The following is a 17,784-nucleotide window of genomic DNA, read 5'->3' as shown; positions in this document are numbered from 1 at the left end:
CCAGCAGATGACGTCTGGTGCTATTCGACTTTGCCGGCATCGGTCGAGGTGTCATTCGGGCCACCGGGTGCCGAATGACGGGTCGGGTCGGTGGAGTCCTCTTCACCCATGCGTGGCGCAACGGGGCGGCCGTCCTCGGTGACGGTGCGGCCTTTGTAATCCTTGCGCGTCTCCACTTCTTCCTGAGGAGTCGGGTTGCCCATGGGGCTCGGTCGGGAGCCGGTATCGTCGCGCGGGGTGCCCGCGGGGAACTGCGCGAGTGCCGGCGCTGCGATCAGCGCGCTCAGCATTGCGGTTAGCATCAATCTCTTCATCTCGGATCTCCGCGAAGAACTAGGTACTTAATTTGGTCACCCCGTACCGGTACGAGTTCAGCAAGCGCAAATCAGCCCGCTGAGCGGGTTCCGACAAGTGGCGGTTCCCGCAAATGGCCATGTAGAGCCTCTGCGCGACTTAATCCGCGAGGTGGACATATCGCCGCATTTACAACACGACTAGCGCTGCTACGGTTGAAAGACGTCGGGGAATCCAGGCGCGCAGCGAATGCTTTACTGCGCTTAAGTCACCTCCTCTCAGGGAGGATTTATGAGCACACGTCTTCCTTTGTTCAAAATCGAAGCCATTCTGCACACCTATCTGCGCCCGTTTCAGTGTGAGTGCCGCGCCGAGCCCGACAGCTCGCTCAGTGTGCGTCTGTACCATGAACCACCCAGCGAAGAGCTAACCGTCCTCGGCATCTCGTACGACCAGTGCCGCGACGCGGCGAACCTGGTGCGCCTGGCTCAGGAGCTACGCATCGAAATGTTCGCCACCCGCAGTACGCTGCGCGCAGATGGCGAGACGTTCAGCCGAGCGGAGTAGGCGAGGTCGATCAGCGTGGCGAGCGGACGACACGCCCGCTGGCTGATCGACCGCGGGTCATGTATTTCAGAAAAACGTCGTGCCCGTAGCTGTGGCTTTCGGTCGCCTTCTGGCGCCCAAAACGCTGCCAGGCGCGTTCGTGCAGGTAGAACACCACCGTGTTGCACAGCGGTTCGATCAGCGCGACGGCTCCGCCTATCACCAGGCTTCCGGTCAGCGCGTAGACGACGATGAACGCCGTGGCGAAGTGCAGCACGGCAAAGGTCAGGGTCTTGACTAAAGGACGTTGTTTCATTGGCAGCTTCCACCGCTCACATGCACAGCTCGCTGCATATGCCGGCCTCTGGACGGGACAGATAAGCCCGGCCGGTCATCGGCCGGGCTTTGCAGGCAAACAGTTAGCGCTTGGCTTCGACGTTGGGCTCGGCTGCCCGGGTCAGATAGGCCTGGGTCAGCTCGGGCAGGTGATCACGTAGCCAGTCCGCCATTGCCACCTCTTCCACCAGAATGCGCTCACAGACTTCCTTGGTCTGCATGTCGCCTACCGCTTCTGCCGCGGCGATGAGGATCGTGTACGAAGCGATCTCCAGGTTCTCGAAGACGTAGCCCATCTGAGCGCCTTTGACGACCTCGTCGTTGACCATCATGCCGCCCATGGCTTGTCCCATCGCCATCATCTTGCCGCCCATATCCTTCAGACCGGAGTAGGACTTGTCGTAGCGCTGCAGGCAGCCCTCGATCAGCTTGGCCTGGTTCTGAGTCTCGGTAATGTGCTGCTCGATGCGAGCCTTGAGCTGCGGATAATGGTCGATGCGGCTGGCCTGCTTGTTCAGCATGGTTTCAGCCTGCGCTTCCATGGCGTGCGCGTCGCGCAGCCACTCGATAAGGCGTTCGATACGGACGTCGTTGCCAGTCTGTGCACTTTGCATGGGGTTCTCTCCTATGAGGTCTGGAAAAACCGGGCGTCATTTTTGGCCCGCTTGATTTTGTGAAAGACCCCGCGCACAAGAGTTCCGCCCACCCGTCCGGCATGCCAGGCACCTGAACTTTTGCCGCATGCGGCCGGTCACTGGCCCTGACGAACGGTTTACCGGAGCTTCCTTATCGAATTGCCTGCGTTTCTCCTGCAATGGGATCAGTACATCAGTCAGCCGGCGCTGCGTACGCTGGCTGCTGCACTGTTCGTGGTGTTGTTTCTGAGCCTGTTCGGTCGTCTGCTGACCGCACTGATGCTGCGCCTGGCCCGCGTCTTCCTGTTTACCCGTGAGCTGTCAGAGCAGCTGGAAAAGCCCATCCGGGTGCTGCTGCCGCTGATAGGGCTTCAGGGCGTATGGACGTCTGCCTCCGATGAGCTGTTGCTGATCGATGGGGCGCGCCATGTAACCACGCTGCTGATCATCGCCAATCTCACCTGGCTGGTGATGCGTCTGCTTCGCGGTCTGCAGCAGTTCATCCTGTTGCGCAACCCGGTGGATGTGGTCGACAACCTGCGCGCCAGGCAAATCCAGACCCAGTCGCGGGTATTGCTGCGCACCCTGGCCTTCTTCGTGTTGTTGGTTGGCGCAGCGGCCATGCTGATGACGTTTCCTGGCGCTCGCCAGTTCGGCGCCAGCTTGCTGGCCTCGGCAGGGCTTGCCGGTCTTGCCGTGGGTTTCGCTGCAAGGCCGGTGCTGGCCAACCTGATTGCCGGCATGCAGATCGCCATGACTCAGCCGATCCGCCTGGACGATGTGGTCATCATCGAGAACGAGTGGGGGCGCATCGAGGAAATTACCGGTACCTATGTCGTCGTGCGTATCTGGGACGACCGCCGCCTGGTGGTGCCGCTGCAGTACTTCATCGAGAAGCCGTTCCAGAACTGGACCCGCCGCGGCTCCAGCCTGATCGGCACGGTTTTCCTCTGGGCCGATTACTCGCTACCGCTGGAGCCGCTGCGTGAGGAGTTGCGGCGGCTATGCAAGGAAGTCCCGGAGCTTTGGGACGGCAGGGTTTGCGTGCTGCAAGTGACGGATACCAGCGAAAAGTCCATCCAGTTACGCGCTCTGGTCAGTTCGCCGGACTCTTCGCGCAACTGGGACCTGCGCTGCCATATCCGCGAAAACCTGCTGGGCTTCATCCAGCGCCAGTATCCGCATTCGCTGCCGCAGGTTCGGGCGGATCTGAGTGTTGGGCACAAGCAGCGCGTCGATACCTCACAGCCCGAGCATGTGGAACCGGAGCGTCAACCGCCGGTGTGACCCCTCGCGTGACTAACGCGCCTCTGCTGCCTCGAGTTTCTTCAGCAACTGCGCGTACCGTTCCGGCAACTGAGTCAGCCCGTGCCGTGCAGCCTGCTTGCGGATATCCACGCGGTCACCCTCGAACTGCACCGTTTCGCTCACGACCACCTGCCGATCGCCCCGCATCAGTGCATAGGCGTAGCACTGCGTGCCGCCTTCGTCTTCCTCGTCATCATCGGCGACGCCTGTATTGGCCACGGCCAGGGTAGCGACGCTGGCGTTCAGCGCACCGATCGCCATCTCGCACGCCACCTCTTCGCTGGTGAGACCGAAGTTCTCGATGGTTTCGAAATCAACGCTGAGCAGGCGGTTCTTTGCCTTGGGCGAATAAACCACGAAGCCGCTGTCCAGAACCTGGCCGCAGCCCGGTATATCGCCCATCAGCGACGCCATCAGGCCGCAGGTGCAGGACTCGGCCGTAGTCAGCTTCAATTCCTCGCGCTGCAAAAAAGCTACGACTTGTTCGATCTCTTGCATGTTTTTTGCTCCAGCAGTTTCAGGGTCATTGCCTTCACGACTCTGTATTCGGAGCAGATCGGCCGGCTGCGAGTTCCGGCAGCGGCTGTTGATCGGATTTTGAGAACTTCTACAGCGACACCGGGTCTGGATTTTGGCAGGGCCAACGCAGCTCTGCCTGCCCTCGCGGCAGCTCCGAATTGATTCAGCCTGGTCGTGTTCATGGTATGTGGCGGTCATCAGATCGTTGCATAGGAGAAATATGCTCGTAGCTGGCACCGGCATCTGGAACGCCGAGGCTTTGGGGAGATCGTGATGAGTATTGCCGCTGTGAACGCTCGGCCTGCCGGAACACCGAAGGCCCAACCCGCTATGCCCCTGGTTGCTCGCCCTGCCCTGCAGATTCGCAGTAGCCACGATGACAAACGCAAAATCCTTTTCGTTACCTCGGAGCTGACCGACCTGGTCAAGACCGGCGGGCTCGCCGATGTCTCGGCTGCGCTGCCCCGTGCGCTGGGCGCTCGACATGACGTACGCGTGTTGATTCCTGGCTATTCACAGGTGATCAACAGCGGCCACGCCATCCGCACAGTTGGCTCGCTAAGCGGCTATGCCGAAATACCCGCTTGCCGCATCGGCCGGATGGACATGCCTGACGGGCTGATCATCTACGTGCTGATCTGCCCCGAGCTGTATGAGCGCGAAGGCTCGCCGTACGGCGACGGCCACGGTAACGACTGGCCGGACAACCCGGTGCGCTTCGCTCGCCTCGGCCTCGCTGCTGCGGAGATCGCTGCGGGCACGGCCTGCATCCGCTGGGCCCCGGAGCTGGTTCACGCCCACGACTGGCCGGCCGGGTTGGTGCCCGCCTACATGCGCTGGCGCGGTTTGAACACGCCGAGCGTCTTCACCATTCATAACCTCGCCTACCAGGGCAACATCGACATGGCGCAGCGGCGTCTGCTGGGAATTCCGGTGGAAGCCTGCGACCCAGAACGGATGGAGTTCTACGGCAAGCTATCGCTGCTCAAGGCCGGCATTGCCTATGCCAACCGAGTGACCACGGTGAGCGCCACCTATGCCGAAGAAATCACTACGCCGGAATTCGGCTGTGGCATGGAAGGCTTCCTCAGCATGAAAGCCCGCCAGGGTCTTCTCAGCGGTCTGCTCAACGGCATTGACGAGAGTTGGGAGCCGGAAAGCGATCCCTATCTGGTAAGCGGCTTCAGCGCGCGTAACTGGGCTGGCAAGAATGCGAATGCCGCCTATATCCGGGAGTCCTTCGGGCTTGAGGATTCTCGTGCTCCGCTGTTCGCCGTGGTTTCGCGTCTGGTGCACCAGAAGGGTGTCGACCTCACTCTCGACGTCGCGCATGCCATCGTTGAAGGCGGCGGCCAGCTGGCGATTCTGGGCCAGGGCGATCATTACATCGAGGACCAGGTCCGCCAGTTGGCCGCTCAGTATCCCGGCCGGGTCGCGGCACACATTGGCTTCAACGAAACCGATGCACGGCGCCTGTTCGCCGGCAGCGATTTTCTCCTCATGCCGTCGCGCTACGAACCCTGCGGGCTCAGCCAGATGTACGCCCAGCGTTATGCCTCGCTGCCCATCGCGCGGCGCACCGGTGGGCTGGCCGACTCCATCGAGGATGGCGTCACCGGCTTCCTGTTCAACGAGTCCGACGTCGCCAGCTACCGCCAAGCAGTGCAGCGCGCGCTGGCGATCCATCAGCATCCGCAACTTCTCAGTGCCATGCGCTGCCGTGCGATGGCGGGTGGATTTTTCTGGCGTCATGCGATCGAACCCTATGACGCGCTTTACCGGCAACTGCTCGGAGAGCGCCGCGAGGTTCGTCTTTTAATCTGAAGAGGTTGTTCAATGCAGAAGCAGCGTGCCTATATCGGGCATCACGGTCCGGAGTTGCTGGACGACGGGACGACCCGTTTCAGACTCTGGGCGCCCGATGCGCAGAGTGTCAGTCTGATCGTTGTAGGCGCACAAACGCTGCCGATGACCGCGGGGCAAGACGGCTGGTACAGCATCGAGGCACCTTACGGGGCCGGTACGCTCTACCGGTTTCTTATCGACGACGAGTTGCATGTTCCTGACCCGGCATCGCGAGCACAGGCTGGCGACGTACACGCGCCGAGCCTGGTGGTCGATACGCAGAATAATTATCTCTGGCGCAACGCCGACTGGCGCGGCCGGCCATGGCACGAGACCGTGCTGTATGAGACCCATGTCGGTCTGTATGGCGGTTTCGCCGCAATGGAAAAGCACCTCGCCGCGCTCGCTGAACTCGGCGTGACAGCGATCGAGCTGATGCCCATCGCCGAGTTTCCCGGCGATCGCAACTGGGGTTACGACGGCGTCCTGCCTTATGCACCGGAAGCGGCCTACGGCAGCCCGGAAGAACTCAAGCACCTGATCGATACCGCTCACGGCCTGGGTCTGATGGTGTTCCTTGATGTGGTCTACAACCACTTCGGCCCGGACGGCAATTATCTCGGCCGTTATGCCAAACACTTTTTCCGTCACGACCAGCAAACCCCCTGGGGCGACGGCATAGACTTCCGCCGCCGCGAAGTGCGCGATTTCTTCATCGACAACACGCTGATGTGGCTGATGGACTACCGTTTCGACGGTCTGCGTTTCGATGCCGTGCATGCCATCCCTGATCGCAGCTTCCTGACTGAACTGGCCGAGCGTGTACACACCACTGTGGAGCCTGGCCGCCATGTGCATCTGGTTCTGGAGAACGAGGACAACCGCTCCAGCCTGCTCACACAGGGGTTCACAGCGCAGTGGAATGATGATGGTCACAACGTGCTGCACGCGCTACTGACCGACGAAAGCCAGGGCTACTACGGCGACTATCACCAGGACTCGACGACAAAGCTGGCGCGCTTCCTTGGCGAAGGTTTCATCTACCAGGGACAGAACAATCGCCGTGGCGAAGCCCGTGGCGAGCCCAGTGGCCACCTTCCGCCGACATCATTCGTGCTGTTCCTGCAGAACCACGATCAGACCGGCAACCGTGCCTTCGGTGATCGCCTGATTACGCTTGCCGATGCGGATGCGCTTCGTGCCGCCACCGCGGCGCTGTTGCTGTCGCCAATGATCCCGCTGTTGTTCATGGGCGAGGAATGGGGTTCGCGCCAACCGTTCTTGTTTTTCACCAGCCATCACGGAGAGCTGGCCGACGCAGTGCGTGAGGGCCGTCGCAACGAGTTTGCAGAATTCGCCGAGTTTGCTGATGAAGCCACCCGCGAGCGCATTCCAGACCCTAACGAGGCATCGACCTTTGAGGATTCGCGGCCGGACTTCGGCGCCCATGAAAGCGCCGGGCATGCCGAGTGGTATGCGCTGTACCGCCAGCTGCTGCGCATCCGCCATGGCGAGATCGTGCCGCGCCTGCCCGGTGCGGCGTTTCTCGGCTCCAGCGTGCTTGGCGATGCGGCCGTGCTTGCCCGCTGGCAGCTGGGTGACGGCAGCCAGCTGCGCCTTGAGCTGAACCTTGGCGAACAAGCCGCTCCACTGCCCGCCTCGTCTAGCGTTGCGCAATTGCTGTTCGCCAGCCGTGAGTCGGATGACATGCCCGACCAATTGCCGCCTCGTATGGCCAAGCTGTATCTGGAGAAAGCCAAATGAGCGACGAATCCCTGATCCGCCTGGCCGAAGCCGCCGGTTTATCCATCGACTGGGTTGATGCCGATAACCGTGAACAACGGGTCGAGCCGGCTGTGCTGCGTGACGTGCTGGCCTGTCTCGGGCTGGCCGCAGAGACCGATGCAGATATCGACGCCAGCCTCGAGATACTGGCTCACAAGAACAACCACGGCGGCGTGCCACCCTTGCTTACGTGCGATCAGCACGCTGCGCTGGATCTTTCCGCCTACTTTCCCGCCGCAAGTCGTTTCGAGTTGCAGGCAGAAGATGGCGACGCCCAGCAGGGCACGCTCGATTTCCAGGCGCGCCTGCCGGCTATCGACACCCCTGGCTATTACCGGCTGACCATCGACAAGTATCAGTTGACCGTGGCTGTCGCGCCGCTCTCCTGTCCCACCGTCGCCGAAATCGCCGGGGCGGACGCCTGGGGTCTGACGGTGCAGTTATACGGACTGCGCCGGACAGGCGATGGTGGTCTGGGCGACACCCAGGCGCTCGAAGCCCTCGTCAGCAATGCCGCTGCCCATGGCGCCGATGCGCTGGGCATCAGTCCGGGGCACGCAATGTTTGGCGCGCACATCAATCAGTACAGCCCCTACTCGCCCTCGAGCCGGCTGTTCTTCAACGTGCTACATGCCGCGCCCGGGTCGATCCTCGGCGAACGACCGCTCCGGCTGGCTATCGAGACCTGCGGACTCCGGGAGGAACTGGAGCGGCTCGAGCGTCTTGATCTGATCGACTGGCCTGCCGTTGCGCAGTCGCGTCAAAAGCTGCTTCGCCAGTTGTTCGACGATTTCAGCCAAGGGGAGAATCCGCTACAGGCCGATTTCGACAGCTTCCGCAGCGCCGGCGGCGAGGCATTGGAAAACCATTGCCGGTTCGAAGTCCTGCACAGCCATTTGCGCGACGGACTTGGCCATACCCAACACTGGAATGACTGGCCAAGCGATTACCGCGACCCAGCCAGCCCAGCGGTCGAGGCCTTCGCCCGTGAACATTCGGATGAAGTCAGTTACCACGCTTTCGGCCAGTGGCTGATGGCCCGCGGTCTGGAGCGCGCACAGGTCGCTGCGCGCAGCGCTGGCATGCGCATCGGCCTGATTTCCGATCTGGCCGTGGGCGCCGATGGCGGCGGCAGCCAGGCCTGGAGCCGGCAATCCGAGCTGCTGGCATCGCTGAGCGTCGGTGCTCCGCCGGACATCATGAACCGCGACGGACAGAACTGGGGCATCTCCGCCTTCTCGCCCTGGGGCTTGCAGCAGAACGGGTTTCGCGCCTACATCGAGATGCTGCGGGCCAACCTCGCTCACGCCGGCGGCATGCGCATCGACCATGTGCTGGGCCTGAAGCGCCTCTGGGTTGTACCCGCCGGCGCCGATCCGAAGCGCGGCGTGTACCTCAACTTCCCCTTCGACGACATGCTGCGCCTGCTCTGTCTCGAAGCCTGGCGCCATCAGGCGGTGATCCTCGGCGAGGACCTCGGCACCATTCCCCACGGTCTGCGGGACGTACTCGCAGCACGTGGAATCCTGGGCATGCGGGTGTTGCTGTTCGAACAGCATGACGGCCATTTCCAAACGCCTGGCCAGTATCCAGCGCAGGCGCTGGCGACCAGCAGCACCCACGACATCCCGACCCTGACGGGTTGGTGGCAAGGTCACGATATCGACTGGCGCATCAAGGTCGGTCAGGTGCCCGAATCCGACCGCGACGCCCAGTGGCGAGCGCGCGAGAAGGAGCGCGCCGGGCTGAATCGCGCCTTGTGCGAGTACAGCGGTAAGAACCCGGATGTGCTGCTGAGCGCTGAGGACGCCGTTGATGCCGCCATCTGCTTCCTGGCCCATACCCCGGCACCGCTGGTGCTGGTACCGGTCGAAGATGCGCTTGGCCTGGAAGAACAGACCAACATGCCCGGCATTGTCGAAACCCATCCCAACTGGCGTCGCCGCTATCCCGGCGACAGTGCAACGTTGCTCGACAGCCCGGCCAGTAGCCGTCGGCTGGCGTCCTTTGCGCAAGCCCGCCGCAATCATCGTGGAGCTGCGCATCGATGAAAGACCTCACCGCAACCCTGCGACTGCAATTCCACCGCGATTTCACGCTGGACGACGCCACCGCGCTGGTGGACTACTTCGCCGAGCTCGGCATCAGCCATATCTACGCCTCACCGCTGCTGACCGCCCGCCCCGGCTCCATGCACGGTTATGACGTGATCGATCCCACCCGCATCAACCCGGAGCTGGGCGGTGAGCCGGCCCTGCATCGCCTCGTCGAAGCGCTGCGCGGCAAAGGCATGGGCCTGATCCTAGATATTGTCTCCAATCACATGGCCGTCGGTGGCTCGGGTAACGCCTGGTGGCTGGACGTGCTGGAGTGGGGCCGCCGCAGCCCCTATGCGCAGTTCTTCGATATCGAGTGGAATTCGCCCGATCCGCTGCTCGAAGGTCAGTTGTTGGTGCCCTTTCTTGGCAGCGACTATGGCGAGGCCTTGCAGCAAGGCACCGTGAAGCTGCGTCTGGACACTGATAATGGCTCGCTTTACGCCGAGCACTACGAGCATCGCTTCCCCATTACCCCGCCTAGCTACGGCGAGGTATTGCGCGCAGCCGATCATCCGCAGCTGCGGTCCCTGGCGCAGCATTTCGATGCACTTAAGACCGAGCCGGCGCCTTACCAGGCTGCGCGTCTGCTGCGCACGGAGCTTGCCGAGCAGTTGCAGAACGCCGATACCCGCCAGGCACTCGAGCAGGCGCTCGGCACCTACGACTCGACCACCGAGGATGGCTTCCGCCGACTGCACAGCCTGCTCGAACGTCAGCACTACCGCCTGGCCAGCTGGCGGACCGCAGGTGACGACATCAACTGGCGGCGCTTCTTCGATATCAACGAGCTGGGCGGTTTGCGCGTCGAGCGGCCAGTAGTGTTCGAGGAAACCCACGCCAAGATTTTCGAACTGATCGGCGACGGCCTGGTAGATGGCTTGCGTATCGACCACATCGACGGGCTGGCCGATCCGCGCGGCTATTGCCGGCGACTGCGCCGCCGCGTCGACCGACTGAACGCTGGGCGTCCGCAGGACGCCGTGCAGGATCACGTGCCGATCTATGTCGAGAAGATTCTCGCTGGTGGCGAGCGCCTGCATGACGATTGGGGTGTGGATGGCACCACCGGTTACGAATTCATGAACCAGGTTTCGCTGCTGCAGCACGATCCGGCCGGTGAATCGGTGCTCTGCGCGCTATGGAGCGAAACCAGCGGGCGCACCACCGACTTCCTCGAGGAAGCGCGCCAGGCACGTCAGCTGGTGCTGACCGGTCCGCTGGCCGGTGACTTCGAAACCGTGGCGCTGGCCTTGCTGCAAGTCGCTCGCGGCGACGTGATGACCCGCGACATCACCCTCGGTGCCATTCGCCGGGCGCTGCTGGAGCTGATCATCCACTTCCCGGTGTACCGCACCTATATCGCAGCGCCTGGCCGCCGCGAAGCCGATGAGCCGTTTTTCCAGCAGGCACTGGACGGCGCGCGGACCACCTTGAACGAGGCCGACTGGCCGCTGCTCGATCACCTGCAGCGCTGGCTGGGTGGCGAAAGCTTGCGGACACTTCCGCGCAACCTGCGCAAGATCCGTCGCTACGCTTGCACGCGCTTCCAGCAACTGACTTCGCCAGCCGCGGCCAAGGCCGTGGAGGATACCGCCTGCTATCGCTCCGGCATCCTGCTCTCGCGTAATGACGTGGGTTTCGATCCGCAGCATTTCAGCGCGCCGCTGCAAGCGTTTCATGACGAGTGCCTGCAGCGTGTCGAGCACTTTCCGCGCAACATGCTGACGACCGCGACCCACGACCATAAGCGTGGCGAGGACACCCGGGCGCGCATGGCCGTTATCAGCGAACGGGCCGACTGGTTCGCTGGCAAGGTACGACGCTGGCGCAACATGACCGCCGGCCGTATCCAGCAGCTCGGCGACGGCGACGCGCCCTCTGCTGCCGACGAACTGATGTTGTTTCAGATCCTGCTCAGCTGCTGGCCGCTGGATCTTCGCGCAGACGACAAGGCGGCGATGGAGCAGTTCTGCGCACGTATTCTGCAGTGGCAGGAAAAAGCCCTGCGCGAAGCCAAGCTGCGGACGACCTGGAGCGACCCCAACGGCGACTACGAGAACGCCTGTCGTCAGTATGTCGAGCACCTGCTGCTTGCCGACGAGGGTGCACCATTACGGGACGAAATCGCCGCGGCCGCCACAGAGCTGGCCCCTGCCGGTGCGTTGAACGGTCTTGTGCAAAGCTTGCTGCGCATGACTACGCCGGGGGTGCCAGACCTCTATCAAGGCGCCGAGTATTGGGATTTCAGCCTGGTTGATCCTGATAACCGCAGGCCTGTGGACTTCGCTGCGCGCCAGCGCAGCCTCGACAGCGCCGCGTCCTTCGATCAATTGCTGCAAAGCTGGCACGACGGTCGCATCAAGCAGTGCGTGATCAGCCGTACGTTGCAGCTGCGCCGCCGCTACCCGCGGCTGCTCAGTGAAGGTCGTTATCTGGCGCTTTCGGTGAGTGGTGAGCAGTCGGAGCATTTGCTGGCCTTTGCCCGCGAGCTGGACGGCGAATGGCTGGTGGTTGTGGTGCCGCGGCTGGCAGCCGGTCTGCTGGGCGATTGTGAAGTGCCAAGGGTGCCGGCCGAGCGCTGGGGCAACACCCGAATCGCGCTGCCCGAGGCGCTGGACGGTAGTGAATTCGAGCGACTTTTCGACGGAACGACAGTCACATCCCAACAAGCCAGCCTTGAGGTTGCGCGGGTTTTGGACGGACTGCCGGTGGCCGTCCTGCATACGTCTATATGAGAGCAACAGGAGAATCCCAACAATGAGTTCAGAAGAGCAACGTATCCGCGAGTTCGCTTATCAGATCTGGCAATCCGAGGGTTGCCCGGAGGGTGAAGAAGAGCGCCACTGGGCAATGGCCCGCAAGCTGGCGGAGGCCGAACACGGCGCTGCTGCAGAGAAGCCGGCAGCTAGCCGTCCGCGCAAGGCCGCTACCAAACCCACCGACGTGACACCAACCGACGCCGCGCCCAAAGCCAAAACCAAGGCCAAGGACGCCCCGGCTGCGAAGCCCCGCGCGACCCGCGCCGCACCGAAAGCCGACACTGACGCCAAGGCCGGAACACCTGAAGTCATCAAGAAAACCCGCACCCCGCGCGCGAAGAAGGAAAGCTGACAGGCGGCAGGCATCTTGTCGGCGTCGGGCCGGTCGAATGACCGTCCGCGCCGACGCTCGCTTCGGCACGCCGTTCCATCCCTGGAGATGTCATGAGTAAGAAAAAGCCCTACGTGCCACAGGTGTCGACTCCATCCAGGATCAGCGAGGGCTTGCCCTTCCCTCTTGGGGCAACCTGGGACGGCCTGGGGGTCAATTTCGCCATTTTCTCCGCCCACGCCACCAAGGTTGAGCTGTGCCTGTTCGACGCCAGTGGTGAGGTAGAACTCGAGCGCATCGAGTTGCCCGAGTACACCGACGAGATCTGGCATGGCTACTTGCCGGATGCCCATCCCGGGCAGATCTACGGCTACCGCGTATACGGTCCGTATGACCCGGAGAACGGCCATCGCTTCAACCCGAACAAGCTGCTGATCGACCCCTATGCCAAGCAGCTGGTGGGCGAGCTGAAATGGTCGGAAGCGCTATTCGGCTACACCATTGGCCATCCTGATGGCGACCTCAGTTTCGACGAGCGCGACAGCGCGCCCTTCGTACCCAAGTGCAAAATTATCGACCCGGCCTTCACCTGGGGCCGCGATCACCCGGTGCAGGTGCCCTGGGACAAGACGATCATCTACGAGACCCATGTACGTGGTTACACCATGCGCCATCCGGCGGTGGCGGACGATGTGCGCGGTACTTTTGCCGGCTTCAAGACGCCGGAAGTGATCGACTACATCCGCAAACTGGGTGTCTCGTCAATTGAGCTATTGCCGATCCATGCCTTCGTGCAGGACCAGCATCTGCTGGAAAAAGGCATGGCCAACTACTGGGGCTACAACAGCATCGCCTTCTTCGCGCCGCATCCGAAGTACCTGGCCAGCGGCAAGATCACCGAGTTCAAGGAAATGGTCGCGCATCTGCACAACGCCGACCTCGAAGTGATTCTCGACGTGGTCTACAACCACACCGCCGAAGGTAACGAGCGGGGCCCGACCCTCTCCATGCGCGGCATCGACAACGCCTCGTACTACCGCCTGATGCCCGACGACAAGCGCTACTACATCAACGATTCCGGCACCGGCAACACGCTGGACATGAGCCACCCGTGTGTACTGCAGATGGTCACCGACTCGCTGCGCTACTGGGCGACCGAGATGCACGTCGATGGCTTCCGCTTCGATCTGGCGACCATTCTCGGCCGCGAGCACGATGGGTTCGACGAGCGTCACGGCTTCCTCGTCGCCTGCCGCCAGGACCCGGTACTGGCCAAGACCAAACTGATTTCCGAGCCCTGGGACTGTGGCCCCGGCGGCTATCAGGTCGGTGGCTTCCCGCCGGGCTGGGCCGAGTGGAACGACCAGTTCCGCGATACGGTGCGCTCGTTCTGGAAAGGCGACGACGGCCAGCTGGCCGACTTCGCCAGCCGCCTCACCGGCTCCGGCGATCTATTCAACCAGCGCGGGCGGCGTCCGTTCAGCTCGATCAACTTCGTCACCGCCCATGATGGCTTTACGTTGAAGGACCTGGTGTCCTACAACCACAAGCACAACGAGGACAACGACGAAGGCAACCGCGACGGCAGCGACAACAACCTGTCGTGGAACCACGGCGTCGAGGGGCATACCGAGGACCCGGAGATCAACGAGCTGCGCTATCGGCAGATGCGCAATTTCCTCGCCACGCTGCTGTTCTCCCAGGGCACGCCGATGATCGTCGCTGGCGATGAATTCGCCCGCACCCAGCACGGCAACAACAATGCCTACTGCCAGGACAGCGAAATCGGCTGGGTGAACTGGGATATCAGCGAGGACAGCTACGGCCTGCTCGGCTTCACGCGCAAGCTGATCCGCCTGCGCCAGCGCTTCCCGATGTTGCGCCGTGGCCGGTTCCTGGTGGGCGCCTACAACGAAGAGCTGGGCGTGAAGGACGTGACCTGGCTGGCTCCAAACGCCGAGGAAATGTCCATCGAGCAGTGGGAGGATGCGCACAACCGCTGCATGGGCATGCTGCTCGACGGCCGTGCCCAGCCTACCGGTATCCGGCGCGCCGGCTCCGACTCGACGCTGTTGATGATCGTCAACTCGCATCACGACATGGTGAATTTCACGCTACCCGAGGTGCCGCAAGGCATTTACTGGAATCGCCTGATCGACACCAATCACCCGACCGCGCGCCCCGAGCGTTTCGACTTCAACGACGAGTACGCCGTGACGGGTCGTTCGCTGTTGCTGTTGGAATTGATCAAGTCCGACGAGTGATCAAAAAAGGCGTCCCGGTCCGACAAGGGCCGGGGCGCCTTTTCTTTTCGCTGCGGGATCGCCCGCTGAATCATTCGCTGCGACCACGCCAGTTGTACCAGCCTTCTTTGTAAGGGTGTTCGTGCACTGCAGGCCGGGCTCTGACCGATTTGCATGCCGCACGCTTTGCCTGTCGTCGGTGGAGTTCTACCTCCGCGCTACTGTGAGCAGTCAGGGGCGCCCAGTCCTGCCCGCAAGCACTCCGCAGTGGATTGATCGCCGATGGCTATCCATGCGCAAAAAAATCGACATGCGGCAGTGAACCTCGCCGCGTGACTCAAGTCCCAAAACCAGCGCGGCTCACCTAACAACCAACGGATTCGTTCTGCTCGTCGCCGGCAGCCCTGTCTTTTCCGTGATGGATCACACGTCATGTTCTCTCTGCGACCGCTTATCTATCCCCTTCTCATGCTGATCGGCCTTGCGCCACTGGCGCCTGCTCTAGCCTCCAGCAACCAACCAAAAGCCACCGACAAGCCAGGCTCCGTTCGCCTGCTGATCAACCGCGCCGGTAGTGGTAAGGCGATGGATGTGAGTAACACGCTGCAGGTACCGGTCGAAGTCACTCTGCGCCTGACGCGGATGGTCAATGTGGCGGGAGTCGGCAAGGGTGTGGTCCGCAAGACCGTGCCGGCCAACAGCCGAGTCCGGATCGCGACGCTGAGCAAGCGCCAGGCCGGCGGGCCGATCATGTTCAAGCACTCGTTCAGCTACGCGCTGATCTACTCGCCCGAGCCGGATCAGCCCGGCTCGGTAGAGGGGCCGGCCTACGCCCTGCCCTGGCAAGGTGGTCCATTTCGCATCTCTCAGGGGGCCGGTGGCGACTTCAGCCACAGCTCACCGAGCGGTCGCTACGCAGTGGACATCGCCATGCCGGCCGGCACCCCGATCGTCGCCGCCCGGGCGGGCACCGTGGTGAAGATCCGCAACGGCCAGGGCGGTCGGCTGCCGGACCCTGCCGGCAACTACGTGCGTATCGAGCATGACGACGGCACCCATAGCGCCTATCTGCACCTGAGCCGCGGATCGGTGCGTGTCCAGCCTGGGCAGCAGGTCAAAGTCGGCACGTTGCTTGGAAAGTCCGGCAATACCGGTCGTAGCACCGGCCCGCACCTGCATTTCGTGGTGCAGAAGCCTTACGGCGGCTCAATGCTGTCGATCCCCTTCCGCTTTAGCCAGCCGGTGGATTCGCTGCCCAACTTTGCGCTGAGCAGCCAGTGAGTCAGAGCAAATCGATGTCAGAGCATGCGCTGCATGATGTCGTCGCGCTTGACCACTCGGTGGTACAGCGCCGCGGCGATGTGACCGACTACCAACAGAACGGTCAGCCAGGCCAGCGGTGAATGCAGGCCGCCGAGCGAGGCGGCCCAAGCGATTTCCGGGCCCTTTTCGACCAGCTGCTGGCCGAACACCTTCAGACCGTAACCGTTACCGACCAGGTACAGCACACCGGTGACCGGCATCAGCGCCATGCAGGCATACAACGTCAGATGACCGCCCTTCACCAGCCATGCCGTGGCTGGATCATGCAGCGGGCGCTGCTTGAGCTGGCTGGCAGACCAGACGACTCGCAGCAGTAGCAGAACCATCAGCAAAGCACCCAGCGAAACGTGCCAGGGCACCATCGTTTGGCCGACCCAATGCTCGCCCTCGGCGATACGGTCACCCAGCTTGAGAAATTGCCAGACGATCAGCAGGGCCATCAGCCAGTGAAACACTCGCGAAACGCTGCCGTATTTCTGTCTCGAGTCGTTGATCATTTTCTGTACTCCTTTTTTTTCAAGTGCTGCAGCGCTCACTGCTGCCAGTTGACGGTTAGCGGCTCATCACCAGCCATGCGGATGAGATGGTCGGCGGCAACCTTCTGTAGTTGCTGCAGCTGCTCCTGATCAGGTGACTCCAGATGCGCATCCAGCCAGCCTTCGCGTGCCTGCAAGTTGCAGCGACCAAGCGGTAGCTCGATTACCCCGCCCTGCTCGTCCAGCTGTACCGGAAACTTGTGCCGCCAGTGGTTACACAGCCGCTTGATCAGCCGCTCGGGGTTTTCAGCAGTGATACGGGCATGGGACTGATACATAGGTCATCTCTCCTGTTGAATGGGTACGCTTCAGCCAAACCGATAGGCTGACAGCGTGGTATGCATGACGCGGTCGCTGAAGACCTTGCGCCCAATCGAATCGCCAGCCGCGCCCGCGGCCACCAGCAGCGGAAGCAGATGTTCCTCCGCACGCGGCGGATGGCATAAGCGCGCCGCAGGTGCCTTGGCCCAGTGCTGCAGCGCGTAATCACGCTGTTGCGGCGCGGACTCGACCGCAGTGGTAAGCCAGCTGTCGAACTCGTCGGAGATCGGCGCGAAACGCGGGTCACCGTAGCCACGCATGTTGTGAAAACTCATGCCGCTACCGACGATCAGCACGCCCTCATTGCGCAGCGTTCGCAACGCGCGTCCGGCCTCGATATGCGCCTGCGGGTCTAGATCGCTGCGCAACGAGAGCTGCACCACCGGAATATCCGCATCGGGGAACATCAGCTTCAGCGGAATGAACATGCCGTGGTCGAAGCCACGTTGCGCGTCCACTTGACTGGCGAGCCCTGCGCCCTCGAACAGCGCTGCGATGCGCGCGGCCAATTGCGGATCACCTGGCGCGGGATAGCGCAGCTCATAAGTGTGCGGCGGAAAGCCGTGGTAGTCGTAGATCAGCCCAGGCCGCGCGGCACTTGTGGTGTTGAAGGTCGGCTGCAGCCAGTGGCCGGATATCAGCACGATGGCCTTCGGTCTGGCTGGCAGGCTTGCGCCGACGCCCTTGAGAAAGCCGGCCGTCGCATCCCAGGCATTGCGCGGGTTCCACTCCATGAAGAAGCAAGGCCCGGCGCCATGAGGGACGAACAGCGTCGGCATGGTCGAACTAGGCACTGGTTTGCTGGGGGTCATCGCCACAGCTCCGAGATGAGATGCAGCAAGCATGGGCTACACTCACGGGTGTGAGAACCAGCGGTAACGCACTAACAGTTTTTACTCTTAGC

13 protein-coding genes and 2 pseudogenes are annotated in these 17,784 nt (G+C 62.4%); 9 read left to right on the top strand and 6 right to left on the bottom strand.

Annotated elements, in window-relative coordinates:
- Positions 1 to 20 precede the first annotated feature (20 nt).
- Positions 21 to 314, bottom strand: a complete 294-nt coding sequence (locus SM130_RS11265; protein WP_102825937.1) for a hypothetical protein — start codon at positions 312 to 314, stop codon at positions 21 to 23.
- A 271-nt stretch (positions 315 to 585) separates the two neighbouring features.
- Between SM130_RS11265 and SM130_RS11260 the strand changes: the two genes are divergently transcribed.
- Positions 586 to 861, top strand: coding sequence for a DUF1652 domain-containing protein (locus SM130_RS11260; protein WP_102825938.1), 276 nt, complete (start codon positions 586 to 588; stop codon positions 859 to 861).
- Positions 862 to 871: 10 nt separating this feature from the next.
- On the opposite strand, the gene SM130_RS11255 is transcribed toward SM130_RS11260, so the two are convergent.
- Both SM130_RS11255 and SM130_RS11250 read right to left on the bottom strand, forming a co-directional pair.
- Positions 872 to 1,156: a DUF2061 domain-containing protein gene (locus SM130_RS11255; RefSeq protein WP_102825939.1), complete on the bottom strand. Its 285-nt coding sequence runs from the start codon at positions 1,154 to 1,156 to the stop codon at positions 872 to 874.
- A gap of 103 nt (positions 1,157 to 1,259) precedes the next feature.
- The gene (locus SM130_RS11250) at positions 1,260 to 1,790 is read right to left on the bottom strand and encodes a ferritin-like domain-containing protein (RefSeq protein ID WP_102825940.1); all 531 of its coding nucleotides are present in this window, start codon (positions 1,788 to 1,790) and stop codon (positions 1,260 to 1,262) included.
- 195 nt (positions 1,791 to 1,985) lie between these two features.
- Between SM130_RS11250 and SM130_RS11245 the strand changes: the two genes are divergently transcribed.
- Complete coding sequence (locus tag SM130_RS11245; protein ID WP_102826142.1) at positions 1,986 to 3,098, top strand: mechanosensitive ion channel family protein; 1,113 nt, start codon at positions 1,986 to 1,988, stop codon at positions 3,096 to 3,098.
- Between the two features lie 12 nt (positions 3,099 to 3,110).
- Here the strand turns inward: SM130_RS11245 and SM130_RS11240 are convergent, their stop codons facing one another.
- Entirely contained in the window at positions 3,111 to 3,617 is a 507-nt protein-coding gene (locus SM130_RS11240; RefSeq protein WP_102825941.1) for a CinA family protein, read from the bottom strand.
- Between the two features lie 294 nt (positions 3,618 to 3,911).
- Here SM130_RS11240 and glgA point away from each other — a divergent pair, with 294 nt between their 5' ends.
- The 7 genes and pseudogenes from glgA to SM130_RS11205 all read left to right on the top strand — a co-directional run bounded on the left by glgA (position 3,912) and on the right by SM130_RS11205 (position 15,981).
- Positions 3,912 to 5,462: a glycogen synthase GlgA gene (gene glgA / locus SM130_RS11235; protein ID WP_102825942.1), complete on the top strand. Its 1,551-nt coding sequence runs from the start codon at positions 3,912 to 3,914 to the stop codon at positions 5,460 to 5,462.
- A gap of 12 nt (positions 5,463 to 5,474) precedes the next feature.
- On the top strand, positions 5,475 to 7,247 hold the full coding sequence (gene treZ, locus SM130_RS11230) for a malto-oligosyltrehalose trehalohydrolase (protein WP_102825943.1): 1,773 nt from the start codon (positions 5,475 to 5,477) through the stop codon (positions 7,245 to 7,247).
- Positions 7,244 to 9,319: a 4-alpha-glucanotransferase gene (malQ, locus tag SM130_RS11225; protein WP_102825944.1), complete on the top strand. Its 2,076-nt coding sequence runs from the start codon at positions 7,244 to 7,246 to the stop codon at positions 9,317 to 9,319. The genes treZ and malQ overlap by 4 nt, the downstream gene beginning before the upstream one ends.
- Positions 9,316 to 12,128 (top strand): annotated as a pseudogene (locus tag SM130_RS11220) (malto-oligosyltrehalose synthase). The gene malQ and the pseudogene SM130_RS11220 overlap by 4 nt, the downstream one beginning before the upstream one ends.
- Positions 12,125 to 12,478, top strand: coding sequence for a DUF2934 domain-containing protein (locus SM130_RS11215; protein WP_102825946.1), 354 nt, complete (start codon positions 12,125 to 12,127; stop codon positions 12,476 to 12,478). The pseudogene SM130_RS11220 and the gene SM130_RS11215 overlap by 4 nt, the downstream one beginning before the upstream one ends.
- Before the next feature lie 92 nt (positions 12,479 to 12,570).
- Positions 12,571 to 14,721, top strand: a complete 2,151-nt coding sequence (gene glgX / locus SM130_RS11210; protein ID WP_102825947.1) for a glycogen debranching protein GlgX — start codon at positions 12,571 to 12,573, stop codon at positions 14,719 to 14,721.
- A gap of 411 nt (positions 14,722 to 15,132) precedes the next feature.
- A complete protein-coding gene (locus SM130_RS11205) occupies positions 15,133 to 15,981 on the top strand; it encodes a M23 family metallopeptidase (RefSeq protein ID WP_102825948.1) in 849 nt (282 codons plus the stop codon).
- Between the two features lie 17 nt (positions 15,982 to 15,998).
- Here SM130_RS11205 and SM130_RS22330 read toward each other — a convergent pair.
- Positions 15,999 to 16,837: pseudogene (locus SM130_RS22330) on the bottom strand (DUF2218 domain-containing protein).
- A 30-nt stretch (positions 16,838 to 16,867) separates the two neighbouring features.
- A complete protein-coding gene (locus tag SM130_RS11190; protein WP_102825951.1) occupies positions 16,868 to 17,692 on the bottom strand; it encodes a DODA-type extradiol aromatic ring-opening family dioxygenase in 825 nt (274 codons plus the stop codon).
- Positions 17,693 to 17,784 lie beyond the last annotated feature (92 nt).

Origin of the sequence: Stutzerimonas stutzeri (assembly GCF_038561965.1) — a bacterium.
GTDB lineage: Bacteria > Pseudomonadota > Gammaproteobacteria > Pseudomonadales > Pseudomonadaceae > Stutzerimonas > Stutzerimonas stutzeri_AA.
Note: the sequence above shows the minus strand (reverse complement) of the source record. Positions and strands in the feature narration are given on the sequence as shown.